This window comes from Thiorhodococcus drewsii AZ1 (assembly GCF_000224065.1).
In the GTDB taxonomy this organism is placed as follows: domain Bacteria; phylum Pseudomonadota; class Gammaproteobacteria; order Chromatiales; family Chromatiaceae; genus Imhoffiella; species Imhoffiella drewsii.
The window spans coordinates 58,255-79,950 of sequence record NZ_AFWT01000021.1; the positions used below are offsets into that span (position 1 = coordinate 58,255).

Annotated in this window: 13 protein-coding genes and 1 tRNA gene; 10 read left to right on the plus strand and 4 right to left on the minus strand. The window is 63.6% G+C overall.

Translation table 11 applies throughout. The features are described 5' to 3' along the window. A complete protein-coding gene (locus tag THIDRDRAFT_RS14835) occupies positions 1–2,625 on the minus strand; it encodes an EAL domain-containing protein (RefSeq protein WP_007041683.1) in 2,625 nt (874 codons plus the stop codon). Between the two features lie 269 nt (positions 2,626–2,894). On the opposite strand from THIDRDRAFT_RS14835, the gene THIDRDRAFT_RS14840 reads away from it, so the two are divergent. Beyond that, complete coding sequence (locus tag THIDRDRAFT_RS14840; RefSeq protein ID WP_007041684.1) at positions 2,895–3,770, plus strand: DMT family transporter; 876 nt, start codon at positions 2,895–2,897, stop codon at positions 3,768–3,770. Between the two features lie 28 nt (positions 3,771–3,798). Here the strand turns inward: THIDRDRAFT_RS14840 and THIDRDRAFT_RS14845 are convergent, their stop codons facing one another. Continuing rightward, positions 3,799–5,406: a bifunctional aminoglycoside phosphotransferase/ATP-binding protein gene (locus tag THIDRDRAFT_RS14845; RefSeq protein WP_007041685.1), complete on the minus strand. Its 1,608-nt coding sequence runs from the start codon at positions 5,404–5,406 to the stop codon at positions 3,799–3,801. A gap of 221 nt (positions 5,407–5,627) precedes the next feature. Here THIDRDRAFT_RS14845 and THIDRDRAFT_RS14850 point away from each other — a divergent pair, with 221 nt between their 5' ends. Continuing rightward, positions 5,628–5,828, plus strand: a complete 201-nt coding sequence (locus tag THIDRDRAFT_RS14850; RefSeq protein ID WP_007041686.1) for a YgaP family membrane protein — start codon at positions 5,628–5,630, stop codon at positions 5,826–5,828. 70 nt (positions 5,829–5,898) lie between these two features. On the opposite strand, the gene rimO is transcribed toward THIDRDRAFT_RS14850, so the two are convergent. Further along, the gene (rimO, locus tag THIDRDRAFT_RS14855; protein WP_040844999.1) at positions 5,899–7,242 is read right to left on the minus strand and encodes a 30S ribosomal protein S12 methylthiotransferase RimO; all 1,344 of its coding nucleotides are present in this window, start codon (positions 7,240–7,242) and stop codon (positions 5,899–5,901) included. 265 nt (positions 7,243–7,507) lie between these two features. Here rimO and THIDRDRAFT_RS26395 point away from each other — a divergent pair, with 265 nt between their 5' ends. From THIDRDRAFT_RS26395 to THIDRDRAFT_RS14885, 8 genes are all read left to right on the plus strand, one after another. Continuing rightward, positions 7,508–7,645, plus strand: coding sequence for a hypothetical protein (locus tag THIDRDRAFT_RS26395; RefSeq protein ID WP_007041688.1), 138 nt, complete (start codon positions 7,508–7,510; stop codon positions 7,643–7,645). 49 nt (positions 7,646–7,694) lie between these two features. Continuing rightward, on the plus strand, positions 7,695–8,147 hold the full coding sequence (locus THIDRDRAFT_RS14860) for an FKBP-type peptidyl-prolyl cis-trans isomerase (RefSeq protein WP_007041689.1): 453 nt from the start codon (positions 7,695–7,697) through the stop codon (positions 8,145–8,147). A gap of 113 nt (positions 8,148–8,260) precedes the next feature. After that, positions 8,261–9,208 (plus strand): 4-hydroxy-3-methylbut-2-enyl diphosphate reductase, encoded by a 948-nt coding sequence (ispH, locus tag THIDRDRAFT_RS14865; RefSeq protein ID WP_007041690.1) that lies wholly within the window; start codon positions 8,261–8,263, stop codon positions 9,206–9,208. Between the two features lie 57 nt (positions 9,209–9,265). Then, positions 9,266–10,360 carry a glycine oxidase ThiO gene (gene thiO, locus THIDRDRAFT_RS14870; protein ID WP_007041691.1) on the plus strand — a complete coding sequence of 365 codons (1,095 nt, stop codon included), beginning with the start codon at positions 9,266–9,268 and terminating at the stop codon, positions 10,358–10,360. Between the two features lie 101 nt (positions 10,361–10,461). Next, positions 10,462–10,537: transfer RNA gene (locus THIDRDRAFT_RS14875), tRNA-Thr, on the plus strand. Between the two features lie 210 nt (positions 10,538–10,747). Next, positions 10,748–10,930, plus strand: a complete 183-nt coding sequence (locus tag THIDRDRAFT_RS26815) for a hypothetical protein (RefSeq protein ID WP_245535855.1) — start codon at positions 10,748–10,750, stop codon at positions 10,928–10,930. Next, positions 10,927–11,055 (plus strand): hypothetical protein, encoded by a 129-nt coding sequence (locus THIDRDRAFT_RS27110; protein ID WP_281054769.1) that lies wholly within the window; start codon positions 10,927–10,929, stop codon positions 11,053–11,055. Before THIDRDRAFT_RS26815 ends, THIDRDRAFT_RS27110 begins: the two co-directional genes overlap by 4 nt. 340 nt (positions 11,056–11,395) lie before the next feature. Next, positions 11,396–12,721, plus strand: a complete 1,326-nt coding sequence (locus THIDRDRAFT_RS14885; protein ID WP_216725637.1) for a mechanosensitive ion channel family protein — start codon at positions 11,396–11,398, stop codon at positions 12,719–12,721. Positions 12,722–12,896: 175 nt separating this feature from the next. Here the strand turns inward: THIDRDRAFT_RS14885 and THIDRDRAFT_RS14890 are convergent, their stop codons facing one another. Beyond that, positions 12,897–21,599, minus strand: coding sequence for a glycoside hydrolase family 94 protein (locus tag THIDRDRAFT_RS14890; RefSeq protein WP_007041693.1), 8,703 nt, complete (start codon positions 21,597–21,599; stop codon positions 12,897–12,899). Positions 21,600–21,696 lie beyond the last annotated feature (97 nt).

Here is a 21,696-nt window from a genome sequence, read left to right on the forward strand (position 1 = left end):
TCAACCGGATCCGGAGGAATCCGGCTTCGCACCTCCTGTTACGCCCTGATCTTGACGCGCGCGGACCTCGGCCACGCGCAATGCCTCGCGAACCACGGCGCGCAGAGCCCCCTCGTGCCAGGGCTTGCTCAGAAACTTGAAAACGGCGCCCCGATTCAAGGCATTGGTCAGGGTCTGGAAGTCGTTGTAGCCGGAGGTCATGATGCAGACGAGATTGGGGTAGAGCGCGCTCGCTCGCCCCAGCAATTCGGCGCCGTCCATCCTCGGCATCAGCGCATCGAAGACCATGACCTCAATCGGGTGCAGCGCCAACTGTTCCAGTGCCTCCAGACCATCCTGGGCCGTACAGACCCGGTAGCCGTCGAAATCCAGCAACCGCTTGGCGGTGGCCAAAACGAACGGATCGTCATCGACCACCAGCAGCGTTCGCCTGGGAATCGCCTCGGGGTCCGAGGCAATATGCAGCCGGCCAGCCGAACCCAACAGCTGAGCAAGTTGGTCGGCTGGCAGGGGACGGCTGAAATAGAACCCCTGCATCTCATCGCAATCGCGAGAGCGGAGAAAACGGACCTGTGACTCGGTCTCGACGCCCTCGGCGAGCGCCGCCAAATTCAGATTGTGGGCCAACGCAACGATGGTCGTCACGATGGCCGCGCTGCTAGGGTCGTGCACGATGTCGTTCACGAAGGAGCGGTCGATCTTGAGCCGGTCGATCTCAAATCGGCGCAGATAGCTGAGCGACGAGAACCCCGTACCGAAATCATCGATGGAGAGCGAGACACACAGGTCCTTCAGCCGCTTGGTCGCCCTGATGAATGCGTTGATGTCCAACATCGCCGCGCTCTCGGTCAACTCCAGTTCCAGGAAATGGGGATCGAGTCCGGTTTCGCGCAGGATGCTCTCGGTCAGATCCACCAGATCGCAGGAGGCGAACTGACGCGCCGACAGGTTCACCGCGACGCTGATCGGCGGAAGTCCAGCCGCCTGCCAGGCGCGGTTCTGCAAACAGGCCTGGCGCAGCACCCATTCGCCGAGCGGCACGATCAGACCGGACTCCTCGGCGAGCGGGATGAAGTGACCCGGCATGATCCAGCCGCGTGTCGGATGCGGCCAGCGCACCAGCGCCTCGGCGCCGATGATATGCCCCCCGCGCAGATCGACCTGAGGCTGATAATAGAGCTCCAGAGCGCCATGCTCGATCGCCTGACGCAGATCGTTTTCGAGATCCAACCGCTCAAGCGCACGCGCGTTCATCTCGCGCGCGTAATAGCGGAACTGCTGGCCACCCTCGCGCTTCGCCCGAATCAAGGCCGCTGTGGCATTGCTGATAAGCGCCTCGACCGTCTCGCCATCCTTGGGAAACACGGCGATGCCGATGCTCAGGGACAGCACCACCTCGCGCCCACCGATAGAGAAGGGCACGAGCGACGCGGACAGGATCGACTGGGCGAAGCGGCTGATCCCCTCCGGCCCTCGACCCTCGACGACGATGACGAACTCATCGCCCTCGACCTTGGCCAGGGTATCTCCGCCACCCAGCAGTCCGAGCAGGCGGTCAGCCATTGCCCGAATCGCCACGTCCCCCGCGTCACGCCCGAGACTCTCGTTGACGCTCTTGAATCGATCCAGATTCAAGGCGACCACCATGAGCGGCGTGCTGGATTTGAGGCTACGGCGAATCGCGCGCTCAAGTCGGTCGGACAACAGATTCCGATTGGGCAGACCAGTCAGCTCGTCGAAGTTGGACTTGCGTTCGAGCTGCTCCAAATAGCGGTTGCGCTCGCTCACGTCGCGCCAGCTCAGGACCGCACCCAGCAGCTGGCCACCTTCGATAACGGGCATCAAGGTACATTCGACCGGAATGCAGGAACCATCCCTGCGGCAGAAGCGCTCCTCATGGTCACTCAGTGTCTGCCCCGACCGAACAGCCATGAGCAGCAGACAATCTTCTGTGCGCGGAAGGTCTGAGCACCCCTCGTCAGGACAAAGAATTCCGGTGAGCCGGGCTCCGAGCAGTTCCCCCTTGGGATAATCCAGCAAACTGGCCGCCGCGCCGTTGATGAAATTCACGATGCCGTCTCGATCGAGTCCGAGAATTCCCTCGCCGACCGAGCTGAGGATCAGTTCCAGCCGATGATTGAGACGGTTTTCGAGACGTTCGCTGGCCGCCTGAACGGCCTGAATCTCGCCGACCCGGCGCTCGACCTCGGATTCGAGGAAGGCGTTCTTGTCGCGCAGCCAGTCGCGAACACGCTTGAGTTCCAACTGCGTCTTCACCCGCGCCAGCACCACAGGCGCCGCGATCGGCTTGGTGATGTAGTCGGCCGCCCCCGACTCCAATCCGCGCGTCTCCTCGTCGATGCTGTCAATGGCGGTCACGAAGATCACTGGCAGATCGCGGGTTCGCGGATCGGACCGCAGATGCGCCAGCACCTCATGTCCATTCATGCCGGGCATCATGATGTCCAGCAGAATGAGATCCGGTTTCGGCTCTTGGACCGCATATTCAAGCGCGGCCGGACCGGAATTCGCAGCCCTGACGTCGTAACCGGCGTCACGTAGCAATTCGCCAATCACGAGCAGATTCGCCGGGAGGTCGTCGACAATCAGAATCGTTGCGGACATATGCGACCAATCATCCTTTTCAAGTGCCTAAGGCGCGGCCTGCACCGGAACCCGCAATTGATCCAACAGGTTCGTGACCAAAGAGGACCATGCCATGCCCCCTAACGCAAGAGTAGCGCCACAAAATTGCCCAGCCCAGCCTTACAAATGTGAATCCGATCGAAATTCTTCACAGTACCGCTGAGCAACCTCGCGTAAGATCCACGGCGACCCGTTCGACGCGCGCCCTCATCCTCGATTCTCGATTCACTGGATCTGCATCCGTTCCCATGAGCTGGATCACGCTCTCGCTGCTGTGCGCGCTGAGCCTGGCGAGCGCCGACGCGGCGACCAAGGCCTGGCTGCAAGGATTCTCGGCACTGGAACTGCTGATCGTACGCTTTTGCGTTCCCGCCCTGCTGATGACCCCGCTGCTCGTTCATCTGCCACCGCTCGGCGAGCTGCCGCTCGCCTTCTGGGGGTGGATCGGCCTGCTCATCCCGCTCGAACTCACCGCGATGCTGCTGTACATGGCGGCCATCCGCGATCATCCATTGTCCAAGACGCTACCCTATCTGGCCTTTTCTCCGGTGTTCGTGATGGGCTTCGCCTGGCTCGCCCTGGGCGAACAGATCTCCTGGCGAGGCGCACTCGGCGTACTGCTGGTGGTCGCGGGAGCCTGGCTACTCAACAGCGGCCACGCGAGGCTGCGCGACTGGCGCAGTTGGGCCAGTCCACTGACGGCCATCGCCAGCGATCCCGGACCACGCATGATGCTCGGGGTCGCGGCCATCTATGGCGTGACGGCCACCCTGGGGAAGGGGGCCATGCGCTACCTCGGGCCCGAGACGTTCGGGGCCTTCTACTACGGACTGCTGGGCCTCAGCGTCTTCGCCCTCGTGCTGCTGCCCCGCCCGGCCATATTGCGCAAGCTGGCGCGCAAACCCATTCCGATCCTCGTCATCGGTGGCCTGCTCGGGGTGATGGTCTACACCCATTTCCTCGCCATCCAAAAGGTCGAGGTCGCTTACATGATTGCCGTCAAACGTACGAGCCTCCTGTTTGGCATCCTTTACGGCGGACTCCTATTCCGTGAGCCGGACCTCGCAGCACGCCTTCCCGCCGGGGCGCTCATGGTCGCGGGGGTCGTCATGATCCTGATCTGAAACTCCGCATGAGCAGACGCGCCGCCGTTCAGGCGTTAGGAGACCGAGGCTGTCTGAACGCCTCTGGCGCTTCCATGCCCAGCACCCGCCGAACCTCGGCCAGGATCTCGGGAAACGGTGGCATGCAACTGGTGTCGATCACGACCGCATGCATCCGCTCGTTCGGGGTGAGCGGCTGACGTTCGGCGTGCTGGTGCTCCAGCACGGACACATTGGCCTCGGAGGCATCGTCGTTGCTGGCCAGACGGTGCATCACCCGTTGCCGCAGAATCTCCAGCGGAGCCTCCAGGGCCAGGATCGCGAACCCGGCCCCATGCCGACGCGCCAGCTCGATGAATCGTCGGCGTCGGCTCCGCGACAGAAAGGTGGCATCCACCAAGACATCGTAGCCGCTCTCTAGGATGCCCGAGGCGAGCCGACGCAACCGATCGTAGGTCCAATCGGTCGCGCTCGGAAAATAGATTCCGGAACCCGGGTCGCTCGCGGTACGGGCGTTCTCACGCAATCCGAACAGGCGTTTGCGCTCGATGTCCGAGCGCAGATGGATGAAGGGCAGCACCTCGCGCAGCCGACTGGCGATGCAGCTCTTCCCCGAGCCTGACAGACCGCATGCGATCAACAGGTGCGGCTGTCTCGGCACGGTATAGGATTCGGCGAACTGCAGATAATGGGTGCAGTCGCGCCGCACTCGGACCGCCTCGTCGGGTTCCAGATCGCTCTGATCGAGTCGAATCGCAAGCACCTTGGCCCGAACCATGGCGCGATAGACCTTGTAGAAATCGAGCAGCGCCAGCAGACCATAGTCGCCGCTGCGTTCAAGGTAGCGATTGAGGAAGAGACCGGCGCAACCGCCCTCCCCCGCCTGCTCCAGATCCATGATCAGGAAGGCGACCTCGCTGGCGGTATCGATCCAGCGCAGATCGGGATTGAACTCGATCGCGTCGAAGATATGGATGACGTCTCCGACCAGCGCGATATTGCCCCGATGCATGTCGCCATGGCACTCGCGCACGAAACCCTGCCGCAACCGACGCTCGATCAAAGGGGTCAGCGTGCGATGGCGCTCGTGAATCCATGCCTCCAGGCGGTCGAGCCGCGACAGATTCTCCGGCCAGGACGCGCGCGCGCGTACGGCCCGAACATTCTCCAACATGGGCTCCAGCACCGCATCCGGGGTCCCGAAACCGGTCGCGGGCCCCGCCGACTGGACGGCTGCATGGAAGTCGGCGACACGCTCGCCGAGTCGAAGCATCAAGGAACCGGAAAGCGGCTGACGGTCGAGCAGGGACGCCTGCGGAAAGCGATGCATCTTGACTGCGTACTCCAGCACCGAACCCTCGGCCTCGACTCGGGGCGCGTCCGGCGTGCCGGAAATCGGCACGACGCCGATATAGAGCGCATCGGCTAGACGCCGATTGAGGCGCATTTCCTCTTCGCAGCAATGCAGACGGCGCTCCAGCGTGGAGAAATCCAGGAAACCCAGATCGATCGGCTTTTTGAGCTTGTAGGCGAAATCGCCCGCGAGCATCAGGTGAGAGATGTGGGTCTCGATATGCTCGACCGTCTCCACCCGACCGGGATAGGACTCGGGCCGCATCAAACCTTCGATCAAACGCGCAACGTCGTCGTTGTCCATATGAACGGCCACCCGCCACAACCCGATGGATGAAGCCCTGAGTCGTGCATGACATCAGGCGCGCCCGAGGAAGGATCGTCCGTCCCGAAAGGACACCGTTGGACGCAGCAAACCAGGCTGGGTAAGATCCCGCCCCGATCTACTGGCCTGGACTCCTGACCGACCCCCAGGACTCCCGGCAACCTGAACGATCCACCTCACAAACAAGTTTAGAGAATTCCATGTCGATCGAACGCATCGTTTTCGCCGTCGCGGGCGCCTTCATCCTCATCTCCGTCGCCCTCGCACATTTCGTCAGCCCCTACTGGCTCTGGTTCACCGCCTTCGTCGGCGCCAATCTGTTCCAGTCCGCCTTCACAGGATTCTGTCCCCTGGCCCTGATCCTCAAGAAACTCGGCAAGGAGAGCGGCCCGGCCTTCTAAACCGCTCCCAGACAGATCGCAGGTCGAGGGCAGGTTCGAACGGACAGCCCCTCGACCGCGATCAGCACGCCTATTCGATAGGCTGTGCCCAGAGATCGTGATCGCCCGAGTCGGTGATCTCGACCTCGATGAAATCACCCGACTCGATCTCCCAGGCCCCCGGAATGATGACCTCGCCGTCGATCTCGGGCGCATCCGCATAGCTGCGCGCGATGATGGCGTCATCCTCCACCGCGTCGACCAGCACGGTCAGGCGCTGCCCAATCCGCGCGGCCAGCTTCTCGCGACTGATCTCAGCCTGAACCGCCATGAAGCGTTCCTGACGCTCCTGCTTGAGCGACTCGGGCACCGGATCGGCGAGCCCATTGGCATCCGCCCCCTCGACCGGTGAATAGGTGAAGCAGCCCACGCGATCCAGCCGAGCCTCGCGCAGAAAATCGAGCAGCCCCTCGAACTCGGCCTCCGTCTCGCCCGGAAAGCCGACGATGAAGGTGCTGCGCAGGATCAGATCGGGACAGATGGCGCGCCAACGCGCCAGACGCTCCAGAACCTTCTCGGTCGCCGCCGGCCGGCGCATGGCCCGCAGCACCCGCTCGTCGCCGTGCTGCAGCGGCATGTCCAGATAAGGCAGGATCAGCCCCTCGGCCATCAGCGGAATGAGTTCGTCCACATGCGGATAGGGATAAACGTAATGCATCCGAATCCAGGCGGGCAGCTCGCCGAGCGCCCGCGCGAGTTCGGTGACATGGGTCCGGTAAGGGCGATTGCGCCAGAAATCCGGACGGTGGCGCAGATCCACCCCGTAGGCGCTGGTGTCCTGTGAGATGACCAGGAGTTCGCGCACCCCGGACTCCACCAGCCGATGGGCCTCGTCGAGCACCTCGCCGATGCCGCGACTGACCAGATCACCGCGCAGACTCGGGATGATGCAGAAGCTACAGCGGTGATTGCAGCCCTCCGAGATCTTGAGATAGGCGTAATGCCGGGGCGTCAGGCGGACACCTGGCGACGGCACCAGGCTGGTGAAGGGATGATGGGGCGCCGGAAGATGCGCATGCACGGCGGTCATAACCTCGTCCAGTGCATGCGGACCCGTGACGGCCAGGACCTCGGGGTGCGTCTCTCGGACCATCTCGGAGCGTGCTCCCAGACAGCCGGTGACGATCACGCGACCATTCTCGTCCATCGCCTCGGCGATGGCGCCCAACGACTCCTCGACCGCCGCATCGATGAAACCGCAGGTGTTGACGATCACCAGATCGGCATCGCGATAATCCGGCCGGATGTCGTAACCCTCGGCGCGCAACTGGGTCAGGATGCGCTCGGAATCGACGGTCGCCTTGGGACAGCCGAGGCTGATAAAACCGATGTTCGGAGCCTGCGCCTCGACTCCAGCCGAGCCTGGAGACGTCACGTCATTGAATGAAGAACTGGACAAGAGAGAACCGCCCTCGAATGTCAGGGATTGAAAGGAGCACAAGGGGCCGGGCCTGTCGTCCTGCGCGACACCCTCGCAACCAACGAAGAAACCGGCGCGCTCCAAGGAACGCACGCATTGATCGCGTCGCGGAATTGGGTGAGGATACGTCGGATCGCGACGGTCGATTCCGGTCACTTAAAGAATTAAGAATGCCCCATCAAGGGCTCACCGCTGAGACTTCACGACGGACGGACCAGGTATGAAAAACTGCACGCTCTGTAAGTACAGCAAGATCTGCAACGACCTGCCAGGGATCTGCATTCTACTCCCTTACCTCGCCATCGCGGTGGTCACCCTATCGCTCGGTTATCTATTCGTCACCCAGGAACTCATCTAGTCCGAGCATCGGCCAAGATACGCCCAACCGCCCCAGACCCAATCGTTTCATGGACCCAACCTGCCACTCCACCGGCCCCCTCATCGCCCCAGGATGCGAGGTGCGCCTGCATCTGGAGATCCGTTTCGAGAACGGCTTCGAGGCGCTGTCCACCTTCGACGAGGAACCCATCCGGTGCCGCATTGGCGACGGCTACTTCACGCCCGCCTTCGAGACGCTCATCCAGGGTCTCGCCGAGGGCACGGAGACCCAGCTAACGGCCGACGGATCCGAACTCTTCGGCGCCTACGAGGAGAGCAATCTGCACTGGATCGACAGCGCCGATTTCCCGACCGACCAACGCCCGGTTGCAGGCCGATTGGTCGCCTTCACCACCTCCGGCGGACAGGAGACCAGCGGTATCATCATCGCCCAGCAGGATCAGCACGTCCTCGTCGATTTCAATCACCCGTTCTCGGGCCGACGACTGCTGATTCGGATCCAGGTGCTCGATGTCGATTGACGACGCCAGACCTCGGGTCTGCGCACCGGAGCCACGAGGAACCAATGGGTTCCCATTAACCTCATAAATTTCCATTTATTTCATCCGTTCAGCTTCGCCTATCCTCACCCACCATGAATATTCTGCTCGCCAATCCGCGCGGCTTCTGCGCCGGCGTCGATCGTGCCATCGCGATCGTCGAACGTGTTCTGGATCTCTATGGATCCCCCATCTACGTCCGCCACGAGGTGGTGCACAACCGCTTCGTCGTCGAGGGACTGAGACAGCGCGGCGCCATCTTCATCGAGGATCTCGACGAGGTTCCAGACGGTGCCACGCTCGTGTTCAGCGCGCACGGGGTTCCGCAAGCGGTGCGTCAGGCGGCGCAGGCACGCGAACTGAAACTCTTCGACGCAACCTGTCCACTGGTGACCAAGGTCCATCTTGAGGTCGCGCGTTACTGTCAGAACGGCATCAGCGTGATCCTGATCGGCCATCGCGGACACCCCGAGGTCGAGGGCACGCTCGGACAGTGCACTGGCGACAGTGGCACGATCCAGCTGGTGGAAGGCGTCAAGGACATCGCCGACCTGAAGATCCCCGATCCGGAGCGCGTCGCCTATGTCACCCAAACCACGCTCTCCATGGACGACAGCCGCGACATCATCGACGCGCTACGCGCGCGTTTCCCGGCCATTCAAGGCCCCAAGAAGAGCGATATCTGCTACGCCACCCAGAACCGTCAGGACGCCGTGAGAGATCTTGCAAAACGCTGCGACCTGCTTCTGGTGGTCGGCTCGCCCAACAGCTCCAACTCCAACCGATTGCGCGAGCTGGCGGAGAAACAGGGCTGTAGCGCCTATCTGATCGACGGCCCCGAGGATATCTCGCGCGAATGGCTGAACGCCTCATCGCGGATCGGAGTGACGGCAGGAGCCTCCGCGCCCGCAATCCTGGTAGAGCGCGTCACCGGCTGTCTACGCGACTGGGGCGCCACCGAAATCGAGGAACAGGACGGAATCCGCGAGCAGGTGGTGTTTGCCCTCCCGCGCGAACTGACGGACAACCAATCCGCCGGCTGATCCTGGAAACAGATCCCGGAAAGGCTCGACCGCAGCATCAACCTGAGGACCAAACCCATGAGTGATGTACTTGTCATCGGGGGCGGCATCATCGGCCTGCTGACCGCCCGCGAACTCGCCGACGCGGGTGCGCAGGTCACGCTGATCGAAATGGGCCAGACCGGCCGCGAATCCTCCTGGGCGGGTGGCGGCATCCTGTCGCCACTCTACCCGTGGCGCTACGCCGACGCCGTCTCCGAGTTGGTGAGCTGGAGCCAGGAGGCCTATCCCAGACTGACCACCGCGCTCTACGACGAAACCGGCATCGATCCGGAATTCACCGTCAGTGGCCTGCTCATGCTGGACGCGCTCGATGACGAACTGGCACTTGCGATGGACTGGGGCGCGCGCTATGGCGTGCACATGGAGACCATCCTCGGCGCCAAACTACACGAGCGCGAGCCGCAACTGGAGCTGAGACAGGATCCGGCCCTGCTGCTCCCGGATATCGCTCAGGTTCGCGCGCCCCGGCTCGCCAAGGCCGTGCGTCAGTCTCTGGAGCGACGCATCCAGATCCGCGAACGCGAAGAGGTGTTGGAACTCCTCGTCGAGAATGGCCAGGCCACCGGGGTACGCACCCCAAAAGGCAAGATCCTCGCCCAAAAGACCGTCATCTGCGCAGGAGCCTGGACCGCCAAACTGCTGGAACAACTCGGCAACGCCCCCGAGATCCATCCAGTGCGCGGTCAGATGCTGCTCTTCTTCGGCCACCCGGGTCAGATCAATCACATCACGCTCCAGCGCGAGCACTATGTCATCCCGCGTCGGGATGGACGCGTCCTCTTCGGCAGCACGATGGAACACGCAGGCTTCGCCAAAAGCACCACCGCCGAGGCCAAGGAGGCGCTATACCGCACAGCGGTCGAACTCTTCCCCATCCTCAAACGCACCCCGATCGAAGACCACTGGGCAGGCCTGCGTCCGGGATCGCCCAGCGGCATTCCCTATATCGGCCACTACCCAGGCGTGGAGGGGCTCTATTTCAACGCCGGACATTACCGCAACGGCCTGGTCGCCGCCCCCGCCTCTGCGCGCCTGCTCGCGGATCTCTTGCTGCAGCGCCCGCCGATCCTCGCGCCGGATCCCTACGCACTGGAAGCGGCTCGCGGCTGAGGAAAGGATGGACCGAAAGCCCAAAACATCGGGTCATTGAGAAATCGCGTCATAACGCCCTTGATCCGCGTTGACGCTTCGATTAAAGTACCGCGCTCGGTGCCGATGTAGCTCAGTTGGTAGAGCAACGCATTCGTAATGCGTAGGTCGCCGGTTCGAATCCGGCCATCGGCTCCATTATTCAAAGACTTAGAGTCGCATGAATGCGCATCGAGTACCAAGTTTCGCCGCCAGCAGTGGTACCTGGTTTGTAAACTGCGGCGCACCTCCGAAAGACCTCCACACCGATTCACCTGGCGCATTTTCCGCCTAACCGCCCCATTCGCCCTGATTCGCTACAGCGACGATAAGGATCGTCAACCGTCCCTATAGGGATTGCTCGTAGTCGTGCTCGACGATGCCAAGCCGGTCGCTGGGATCACACCGAACTGGGTCCTCGAAACTGTCAAGTCGCCGAAGGCTTCATCAATGACGCAAGCCGAGCCGGCAATCGCCCAGCTCGACGCCATTCGCGACTTGGGCGTCGCTCTGTCTATCGACGACTTCGGGGCACCGGTTATTCGTCGTTGAGCTATCTCAAGCGGCTCCCGATCCACACGCTCAAGATCTATCAATCCTTCGTGCGCGACATCCCGAGCGCCCCCGAGGAATTGGAAGAACGGCTCGCCTCGGCGACGCGCGGCCAGAGGCCCTGATCTTCGTACTCGGTGCGGCCAGCAAGAATCTCTCACGGCGCGTCTATCCGACCGTCCTCCATCTAAACGCGTGAGAAACCATGGAATACACTACTCTCGGCGGCAGCGATCCGAACATCTCCCGTATCGGACTGGGCGCCTGAACCATTGGCGGCTGGATATGGGACGGCACGGACGTGGAGACCTTCATCTGGTAACGAGGTTCAGCATGCACAAAGGCGACGTTCCGCACGGATGGATTGGGCGCGGGCAATGGATTCCAATGATCGGATACCGACTCTTGGTTGTCGGTTTGATCTCAGGCTGGCTCCTAACCGTCGCTGCACCGCGAGCGGACGAGTTGACCGACTTGCTGACTGGAAAGAAAGAAGAGGCGGCAACAGCGAGCGAGCAGGTGATCTCCGCAGGCAACTCCGAGAAGGACGACGCGAAGATCCGTAAGCGGCTGCAGACCATTTACGCGGAGATCCATGGACTGAAAGGGTTGTCGGTCAGGGTTTCCGGCGGGATCGTGTTCCTCAGCGGCGAAGTCGAATCGGCCGCGACGGAGACAATGGCGCTGGCCTTCGCCCGTAAAGTCGAAGGCGTCGTGAAGGTCGAGAACACCATCAGCGTCAACCGCGAGCTGCAACCACGGCTACGGGCGATGTGGGGCAAGATCGTCAAGCTCGCGCAGCAGGTCTTGGTCGGCTTGCCGCTGTTTCTGCTCGCACTCTTCATCCTGGCGCTGTTTTGGATCACCGGTCGATGGCTGGCGGCCCGTCAGGGGTTGTTCCGGCGCATCGCCCCAAATCACTTCATCGCCCACTTGCTCGGACAGCTCACGCATGTGTCGTTTGTGATCGCGGGGCTGGTGATGGCGCTGAGTCTGCTCGATGCAACCGCGCTGCTGAGCACCATCCTCGGCGCGGCCGGGATCATCGGCTTGGCGGTCGGCTTCGCGGTGCGCGACACCGTCGAAAATTATATCGCCAGTATCCTACTGAGCTTGCGCAATCCCTTCGAGGTCAGCGACTTCGTCGATATCGACGGCCACCAAGGCAGCGTGATCAAGCTGACCTCGCGCGCGACGATCCTGCTATCGCCGGATGGCAACCACGTTCGCATTCCGAACGCGGCAGTGTTCAAGGCCGTGATCGTCAACTACACCCGCAACCGGGAGCGCCGCTTCGAATTCGATGTGGGTGTCGACACGGATCAAGATCTGCCCGCAGCGCAATCGCTGGCCTTGCGCACACTGCTGGCGGTGACGGGCGTGTTACAGGATCCAAAACCGCTCGTCGTCGTGCAATCGCTGGGCGATTCCAATGTGATTTTGCGCTGTTATGCGTGGATCGATCAGATGCAGGTCGACTTACTGAAGGTCCGCAGCGAGGCGATCCGCGCGGTGAAATCGGCGTTCGACCATGCCGGTATCGTAATGCCGGAGCCGATCTACAAGGTACGACTGTTCGACGCCGACGCGCTCGCTGCAGCAAGCGCCGATCGTGACGCCGGGGTACACGCAGGGCGCCAACCGAAGGTGCGACGCACCGCCGACGCCGTCAAACCCGTCGCCACCGGGGACGTGTCGGTGGATCGCACGATCGAGGACAAAGTCAAGGCCAGCGGAGCCGACGACGCCGCAGACAATTTGTTGAGCGCGGACGCCGCCCGCGAACTCTAACAAGGCCTTCACCTGCGAAACGCGCGCCGCGACGGATTCGGCGATCCGCCCTGTCAGCCGAGGGATGTCATGCGCCGGAACATGCGTGCCGCGTGTGCCCATTCGCATTCTCCACGTGCTGTATCGATGACCCACCACGACCGGGATACCGCCATCCGACGACGGCCTCGACCCGTCACCCTTGCGGCTCACCGCTGAGTTTCACCTCGACCGCGTGCTCCTGGCGATCGTCGCTCAAGGGAATCGCCAAGCCGGCTTGCTCGATGCCGTCCAGGGTCACCCTCGGCGCGCCCTCCTCTTCCGACACCTGGGTGACGACGATCTGGTAGGTCGTCTCCCGATAGCGATAGCTGAGCGTGAAACCGTCCCACGCTCTGGGCAAACAGGGTTCGATGCGCAGGATCTGCCCTTCCAGTCGCAGACCCAGTAGGGATTCCAGGATCAGCCGATACATCCAACCCGCCGAGCCGCTGTACCAGGTCCAACCACCGCGCCCGACATGCGGCGAGACCGCATAGACATCGGCCGCGACCACATAGGGTTCGACCTTGTAGGTCGCGACCTCCTCGGGCGAGCGGGCATGGTTGATGGGATTGATGATGTCGAACAGCTCCCAGGCGCGCGTGCGGTCGCCAAGTTGCGCGAACGCCATCGCCGTCCAGATCGCCGCGTGGGTGTATTGCCCGCCGTTCTCCCGCACGCCGGGGACATAGCCCTTGATGTAGCCGGGACTCAGCGGCGACTGGTCGAAGGGCGGATCCAGGAGCTGGATCAGGCCGGCATCGCGGCGCACCAGGTGTGCATTGAGCGACTCCATCGCCTGATGCGTGCGCTCCCGGTTGCTGGCGCCGGAGAGCACCGACCAGCTCTGGGCGATCGAATCGATCTGGCATTCGGCCTGACCGGCCGAGCCCAATGGGGTCCCATCGTCGAAATAGGCGCGCCGATACCAGTCGCCATCCCAGCCATGCTGTTCGAGCTTGTCACGCAGTTGATCCGCCTCCCGCTGGCAACGCTCGACGAAGGGTAGATCGTCCCGCAAACGCGCCACCTCGACGAACCGCGTCAGGACCTCGTAGAGGAAGAACCCCAGCCAGACGCTCTCGCCTCGGCCCTTGATCCCGACCAGGTCCATGCCGTCGTTCCAGTCGCCAGAGCCCATCAACGGCAGACCATGCTCGCCGAAGCGCAGACCGTGCAGGATGGCGCGCACGCAATGATCGTAGAGGCTCGCCGATTCGTCGGACTGGCCCGGAAGGTCGTAGTAGGAATCGTCCTCTCCACTAACCAGGCGGCCCTCCAGGAAGTGAGCCAGTTCGTCCAGCACCCCGGTGTCTCCGGTCGCCTGGACATAGCGGCAGGTCGCCAACGGCAGCCAGAGATAATCGTCCGAGCAGCGGGTGCGCACCCCGCGACCCGAGGGCGGATGCCACCAGTGCTGCACATCGCCCTCGCGGAACTGACGGCTGGCGCACAGCAGCAGATGCTCGCGCACCAAGGCCGGCTCGGCGTGGATCAGCGCCATCGTATCCTGCAGCTGATCGCGGAAACCGAAGGCACCGCCCGACTGGTAGTAACCGCTGCGCGCCCAGAGCCGACAGGCCAGCGTCTGATAGAGCAGCCAGCCGTTGGCCAGGATATTCAGAGACGGATCCGGGGTGTCCACCTGCACCGCGCCCAGGATCCGCGTCCATTGCTGGCGCACCGCCTCCAGCGCCCTGTGCGCGGCGGAAACGCCACGACAGCGATGCACTAGGGTGCTGGCATCATCCGCACCGCGCCGCCCGACCACGCCGAGCCGGAAGACGATCTCTCGCTCCTCCCCTGGTGCCAGCTCGAAACCCACCTGGATCGCGGCACAGGCATCCAGCCCCGCCCCAACCTTGCCGGAGAGCCGCAGCCGCGTCAGCGCAGCCGGATGGCGCGGCGTCCCGTTGCGTCCAAGGAACTCGGTGCGGTCGCCACTGATCGTGCGCGTTGCATCGTCCGTGTCGAAAAAGGCGATCCGATCGGCGAACTCGGTGTTGTAGGGATTGCGTGCGAACAGGGCGCCGCTGACCGGGTCGATCTCGGTGATGACATGCAGGCTGGTCTTTGGGCTCAGATCACCGAGCACCCATTCCATGTAGCCGGTCGCGGACAGCTGACGCGGCTGCGTCGACAGATTGCGCACCTTCAGCACCGAGAACTTGATGGGGGCGTCCACCGCCACGTAGACCCAGAGTTCGGACTGGATCTCGTCCTCGGTGTGCTCGAAGACGCTGTAACCGAAACCGTGGCGGGTGACATAGGCCGTCGTGCCAGGGGCCGGCAAGGGCGTTGGAGACCAGACCTGACCGCTCGTCTCGTCGCGCAGATAGAATGCCTCGCCGCTCGCATCGCTGACCGGGTCGTTGTGCCAGGGGGTGAGGCGGAACTCGTGGGCGTTTTCGCTCCAGGTGTAGGCCAGGCCGTTCTCCGAGAGGACCGTCCCAAAGTGCGGATTCGCCAGAACATTGACCCAGGGAGCGGGTGTCGTCTGGCCGGGCGCGGTGGTGATGAGGTACTCGCGCCCATCGGGACTGAAACCGCCCAGCCCGTTGTCGAACAGGCGTTGGCGGCGATCCGCCCCGAGTCGAGCAAGAGGATCGCCACCGTCCACTGTGTCGACGTCGCGGCTCCATTCGGCGAAGCGGGTGCGGGTCGGGCGCAGGCGTGGGATGCGCTTTTCCGGCGGAGCACGCCGACCGAGCTGTTCGACCAGGGAGCCCCGCGTGTCGCTGAGGATGACCCGCGCCACGGTCTGGAACAGGATGCGATCCTCGTGGCTGATCTGATCCGCCGGCCGGATGAAGATACCGCCGGGGCGGTCGATTTCATGCGCTTCGACGCCTGCGGCAATCAGTCCCAGAATCTGGTCATGGAGTTGTTGCCGGTAACCGGCGCGATCCTCGTTCCAGATCACCAGGTCGACGGTCAATCCCTTCAGCCGCCAGTAGGCATGGGCCTGCACCAGTTGATGGACCAACTCGATGTTGGCGGGATCGCCGATCTGTACCAGTACGATCGGCACGTCGCCCGACACCGCATGGCTCCAGAGCCCGGATTGTCCGCGCCGATTCTGGGCCAGCACGCTCGGTTCGGCGCGCAGCGCGGCATTGGCATAGAGGATCGAGCTGGCCAGGCCACCATAGAGCTGCACATCGGCTTGGGTGGCATTGAGCTGGCGCAACACCACCTGGCTGTGCGTCCAGGCCAGGTCGAAGACGCGATCGGCGAGACGCTGATCCTGGTATTTCTCGACCAGGCCCAGGGCCATGTCGCGGCTGTCGCCGATGCCGGTGACCAGATCGAGCGTAACCGCCTGGTCCGGATCGAGCGTGACGCGATAGCGGATGGCGACGATGGGATCCAGCACCGACCCGGCGCTGCCCGAGAGTTCGGCGTCCTCGGTGAGCGCCCGAGGCGACTCCAGGCTACGGCCGCGACCGATGAAGCGCATCCGGTCCGTTTCGTAGGAGGGGGCTGGAGCCGAACCATCGGGCCCGCGCACCACCATCAGATGAAACATCCAGGGTGCCGCCTCGGTGCTCGAACGCGGCCGGCGGGTACAGAGGATCGCCGGATGCGGATGGAGGATCTCGGTCTGCACGAAGAGGTTGCTAAAGGCCGGGTGCAAGGCGTCCGCCGCTGCCGGTGCAATCACCACCTCGGTATAACTGGTGACCTCGATGACCCGGCGCACCCGCGAACGATTGGTGAGACGCACTCGGCGCAGCTCGATGTCGTCCTCGGGCGAGACCGCGATCTCGGTATAGGACTCGATCCCCTGGTCGCGACGACGGAACTCGGCACGCCCCTCCGAGAAGATCGCCTCGTAGCTGTCCGGCGTCTTGAGCGTCGGCTGATGGGCGGTCGACCAGAGTTCGCCGCTCGCCAGGTCGCGCAGGTAGCAGAAGGCGCCCCAGTGATCGCGGGTCGTGTCTTCGCGCCAGCGCGTCACGGCCAGATCCTTCCAGCGGCTGTAGCCACCGCCAGCGTTGGTGACCATGACGTGGTAGCGCCCGTTCGAGAGCAGTTTGACCTCGGGGGTGCGGGTGTTGGGGCTGGTGAAGACCCGCATCTGCGACTCCTGCACACTCGCGGCGGTGCGGATGTCGCTCGGCTCGTTGGCGGCATGCGCATAGTAGGACGGGGTCTTGGGGATGCGCTCCTGCAGCAACAGCGAGGTCGCCTGGAACAGCGGCGCCGAGGCAAAGCGTTTCTGCATCGGGCGATCCAGCAGCAGATAGGCCAGCGACAGGAAGGTCATGCCCTGGTGATGGGTCATGAAAGAGCGGATCAGGGAGCCCGTCTGACCGCGCGGCAGGCGCGAAGGCGTGTAGTCGATGGCCTCGTAGAACCCGTAGCGACCCTCGAATCCGCTGGCGACGAGGCGTTGGAGATTCTGGCAGGCAGCCTCCGGCGCAACCATCAGCGCCAGCGCCGAGGCATAGGGCGCGACGACCAGATCCTCTGCCAGCCAGCGTTTGAGCCCCAGTCCGGGGACGCCGAAGGCGCGGTACTGATAGTTGAGCTGAAGGTCGACCATGTTGTAGCCGGACTCGGACACACCCCAGGGCACCCCGCGCTCCTTGCCATAGGCGATCTGTCTGGCCACCGCCGTGCGATAGGTCTGATCCAGCAGGGTGCGCTCGTAGGTCGGCATCACCAGCAACGGCATCAGATACTCGAACATCGAGCCGCTCCAGGACAGCAGCGTCGGTTCTCCGGCCGCGAGGGTCAGCTGGCGTCCCAGGGCAAACCAGCTCTCCTGCGGCAACTGGCCCTGAGCGATCGCCACGAAACAGGCAAGACGCGCCTCCGAGGCCAGCAGATCATAATAGCTCGCGTCCTGGCGGTGCTCGCTGACGTTGAAGCCGATCGCCAGCAACTGTCGCGCCTCGTCGAACAGGAAGTCGTAGTCCATCCGTGCCAGTTCACCGGCCTGTTGAGCCAGTCCCTTGATGACCGCAATCCGCTCACGGGCACGCCCACTGGCCGCTCGCATTGCTTCGTCCTTGCCGTCTTCCATGACCAAGCCAACCCGCGCCAACTCCCGCAATGTCACACTCGCATCAAGCTGCCCCAAATCCGGTGCCTCAAGCCAGGGCACCAGAAACAGCAGATCATCCAGAATCCCCCGACATTGCCGGGCCAAGGACAGCGCCCAGGCGTTCGCGTCGCCTTCGGTGCGCTCGGTCAGATCCTGTGCGAGCACATCGGCCGCCGTCGCGAGCGATTCCAGACAGTCGCGTGTCGCCGCAAGCCCGGTTGGTGATGCCTGGGCGGCCGACTCCAGCCACAGTCGGAATGACGTCAACGCCTCCGGCAGAGCCGTCTTGCGGCGGTGCTCGGGATCCGAGGTTAGCGCCTCCATCAGGATCCGGAAGCTGTCGTCGATGCCATCCAACCAACGCGCGTTCAGGATGGGCGCATCGATCAGTGCCAGCAGACCCGGCTGCAAGGTCAGGAGGTGGCCCGCGAGGTTGCCGCTGTCCACCGAGGAGATATAGAGCGGCTTCAGCGGCTTAAGCGTCTGGGTGTCGTACCAGTTGAAGCAATGACCGCGATAGCGCTCCAGGCCAGCCATCGTGTTCAAGGCGCCGGTCGTGCGCGCGATGAATCCGCCGACCGGCAGATAGCCGAAGTCGTAGGCCGCCAGATTGGCGAGCAACGAGAGCCCCATGTTGGTCGGCGAGGTGCGATGGGCCACCACCGGCGCGGGATGCTCCTGGTAGTTGTCCGGCGGAAGCCAATGGTCGTCCGGGCCGACGAAGGTCTCGAAGAAGGCCCAGGTCTTACGTGCGGCCGTACCAAGAAACTGGACCTGGTCGAGGCTCAAACGGGCCTTGCGATGCGTCAGAGGGCAACTCAGCCACCAGGCGATCGCCGGCGATGCCAGCCAGAGCACCAGGATGGGCCCAGCCACCCAGAACCTGGCCGGATCGACGAGCGTCAGGCCCATGGCGGTGACGGCGGCCAACGCCGGGCCGATCCACATCCGACGGTAGAAGGAGGCGACACCCCGACCCTGGTGATCCAGGTCACCGGACGAGGTCCATTCCAGCAGCCCCTGATGGGAGATCCCCAGCCGCCAGAGTGTGCGCAGCATCGCCTCCAGACTGTAAAAGCCCTCATAGGGGAGACAGACCAGCGTGAAGACCGCCTGCATGCCTTGGCGGACCACCGCGCGCAGCGCCGCGACGAGATGGGTGCTCCAGACCACGTCACCCGGCTTGCGCAGCAGGTTCGGCAGCGCCGTCATGATCGCCGGAATCAGCACGATGCTCAGCAGCGCCAAGGTCCAGACGCCGGGCGATGCCAGGAAAACCCAACCCAGGATCAACGACAGGGTCAGGGCCGCAGGCACCAGACTGCGCCGAAGATTGTCGGCCAGCTTCCAGCGCGACAGGGCCGAGAGCGGGTTGCCCCGTGCGTGCCCAGCGACACCGGGGATCCACGGCAACAGCCAGTGCGCGATCTGCCAGTCCCCGCGAATCCAGCGATACTGCCGGCTGACATCCGCGCTATAGGAGGAGGGAAAGTCCTCGTACAGCTGCACGTCGGAGAGCAGTCCGGAGCGCGCGTAGCAGCCCTCCAGCAGGTCGTGACTGAGGATGCGATTCTCGGGAAAGCGCCCTTCGAGTGACAGCTCGAAGGCGTCGACATCATAGATACCCTTGCCGATGAAGGAGCCTTCCTGGAACCAGTCCTGATAGACGTCGGAAACGGCGTGGGTATAGGGATCGATCCCAGCGTCGCTGCCGTGCAGACGGGCATAACGCGAGCGGTTGGCGCCAGGCAGACTCACGGCCACCCTGGGTTGCAGGATACCGTAGCCCTCGCATACGCGCTCCCGGGCGCGATCGTAGACCGGCCGATTGAGCGGGTGCGCCATGGCACCGACCAACTGGCACGCCGTGTCGCGCGGAAGTTGGGTATCGGTGTCGAGCGTAATGACGTAGCGCACGTCCGCGAGGATCGCCGTCTCGCCCACGATCAAGGCAAACCGGTCCGCCGCGTCGCCACGCAGCAACGCGTTCAGATCGGCGAGCTTGCCGCGCTTGCGCTCGTACCCCATCCAGATCCGTTCGCGCGCGTTCCAGCGGCGCGGACGGTGGAACAGGAAAAAGGAGTCGCCATGCGCGCGCGGGTATTTCGCATTCAGCGCGGCGATTCGCCGCGCGGCCAAGGCCACCAACGACGCGTCGGTGGACAGCGTTTCCAGCGGTGCATCGCGAAAATCGGTCAGCAGCGCGAAGTGCAGACCGTCGTCCCGATTGGCCAGAAAGCGCACCTCCAGCGCCTCGACCAGCGACTCGATGCCCTCGGTACTGGTGAGCATGGTCGGGGTCACCACCAGGGTGCGCCGATCCGCTGGAATGCCGTCGGAAAAATCCATGCGTGGGAGTGGAGCTGGGGTCGTCAGCAGGGTGGCCGCCCAGTTCACCAGGGCCACCGCCAATTGACTGGTGCCCAAGAGCGCGAGCAGCCCTAGCAGGACGAACAACCAACTCGGCAGTTCCTCGGCCCGCAGCGGCTCCAGCAATCCCGCCGTGAAGAGGACCGCGAGCAGCGCGATCGCGCCCAGATACAAAGAGAGGGGGAACTGGCGACCGCGCCGTCGCAGTGACTCCAGGGTACGGACACGTGCCCCCGCCTGGCGTTCGAGCAGGACCAGACCGCGATCGATCAGGTAGAACCCGACATGCGCCTCGCGCTCGCCAGACGCGCTCGCGAGCGCGCCCTTTCGCGCCAGTTCGACCGCTGAGCGGGCCACCTCCGCCTCGGAGAACTGACTGTGCTTCGCGATCGTCTCCACCACGTGGCGATAGCGATCGCGCGCGGCGAACTCCATGCGCCCGTATAGCCCATGCGGATCGTCGCGCAAGATCCGATCGACCAGACTCATGTTCTCGACGAACGTGCGCCAGTCCGTCGCACCCAGGGCGCGCAGACTGCCGATGCTGTTGCCGATCGAGACCTGGTCGGCCGCCTGCTGCTGGTTTTCGATCTGCACCAACTGTTCGATGGTCCGGTGCGATTCGGCGAGCTGCTGCTCGATCCAAGTCAGCGGCAAGGCAAGTGCGGAGCTCTGACCCTGGAGTCGGCGCGCCAACTCCGCCACGAAGGTGCCGGAGAGGGGTGGATTCGAGCGCGCCATGTCGGCGATCACCAGGATCAGATTCTTGGGATCGCGCTCGGCCATCGCCATCATGGCGTCGGCCCAGGCATCGGCCAGATTCTGATCGGTCCGCCCGGCGGCGATGCGGGCGGCGACGCGGCGAAGATTTTCGATCAGCGCCAGACGCAGCATGATCGGGATGGCCCATAACTCACCCAGTTTGAGGGTGGTGACCGTCTGATAGGCGGCGACGAAATGGTTGAGGTTTTCGGGATCGACCCGGCCATCGCCGTGAGCGATGATCTCCAGCGCCAGGTCATAGACCCGAGGCAGACCCGCCGAGAGACCATGACGCAGTCGCGGCAACTCCCGGCTGTAGCCTTTGGGCAGATGCCGCTTGGCGGTGCGGATCTGATCCTCGATCAGATAGAAGTTATCGAGCAGCCATTCACCGGCCGGTGCAACCCGGCGATTCTCCGCGACTGCCGCCATGAGCAGCCGACAGACATCGAGCAGGATTTTTTCATTCTCGGTGAGACGTGCCAGCAGGCGGTCCGGCGGATGTCCAGACATCAACAGATGCGAGGCGGCGAGATTCTTTCCGTGCTGTTCCATCTGGATGGCACTGAAGAGCGCCGCGCGCAACGGTGGCTCGTCGCCACGCTCGCGAATGGCCAACCGGTTGCCAGGACGTCCTTGCCGCCACTGGGCCAGTAATTCGCGCACCCTCATCTTGCTCGCCTTCAATGGTGCAGTCTCCTACGCTCGGCCGCCGCCTCTCCGGACGGAATGCCCGGAGAGGTACTCAGGACGCGCAGTCGATCGCGTC

Bases quoted from the DNA above. Each gene is read 5' to 3' on its own strand.
- THIDRDRAFT_RS14835 (WP_007041683.1), bottom strand. From the start codon at position 2,625: ATGTCCGCAACGATTCTGATTGTCGACGACCTCCCGGCGAATCTGCTC.
- THIDRDRAFT_RS14850 (WP_007041686.1), top strand. From the start codon at position 5,628: ATGTCGATCGAACGCATCGTTTTCGCCGTCGCGGGCGCCTTCATCCTC.
- THIDRDRAFT_RS14890 (WP_007041693.1), bottom strand. From the start codon at position 21,599: ATGAGGGTGCGCGAATTACTGGCCCAGTGGCGGCAAGGACGTCCTGGC.
- THIDRDRAFT_RS14840 (WP_007041684.1), top strand. From the start codon at position 2,895: ATGAGCTGGATCACGCTCTCGCTGCTGTGCGCGCTGAGCCTGGCGAGC.
- ispH (WP_007041690.1), top strand. From the start codon at position 8,261: ATGAATATTCTGCTCGCCAATCCGCGCGGCTTCTGCGCCGGCGTCGAT.
- THIDRDRAFT_RS14845 (WP_007041685.1), bottom strand. From the start codon at position 5,406: ATGGACAACGACGACGTTGCGCGTTTGATCGAAGGTTTGATGCGGCCC.
- THIDRDRAFT_RS14860 (WP_007041689.1), top strand. From the start codon at position 7,695: ATGGACCCAACCTGCCACTCCACCGGCCCCCTCATCGCCCCAGGATGC.
- THIDRDRAFT_RS26395 (WP_007041688.1), top strand. From the start codon at position 7,508: ATGAAAAACTGCACGCTCTGTAAGTACAGCAAGATCTGCAACGACCTG.
- thiO (WP_007041691.1), top strand. From the start codon at position 9,266: ATGAGTGATGTACTTGTCATCGGGGGCGGCATCATCGGCCTGCTGACC.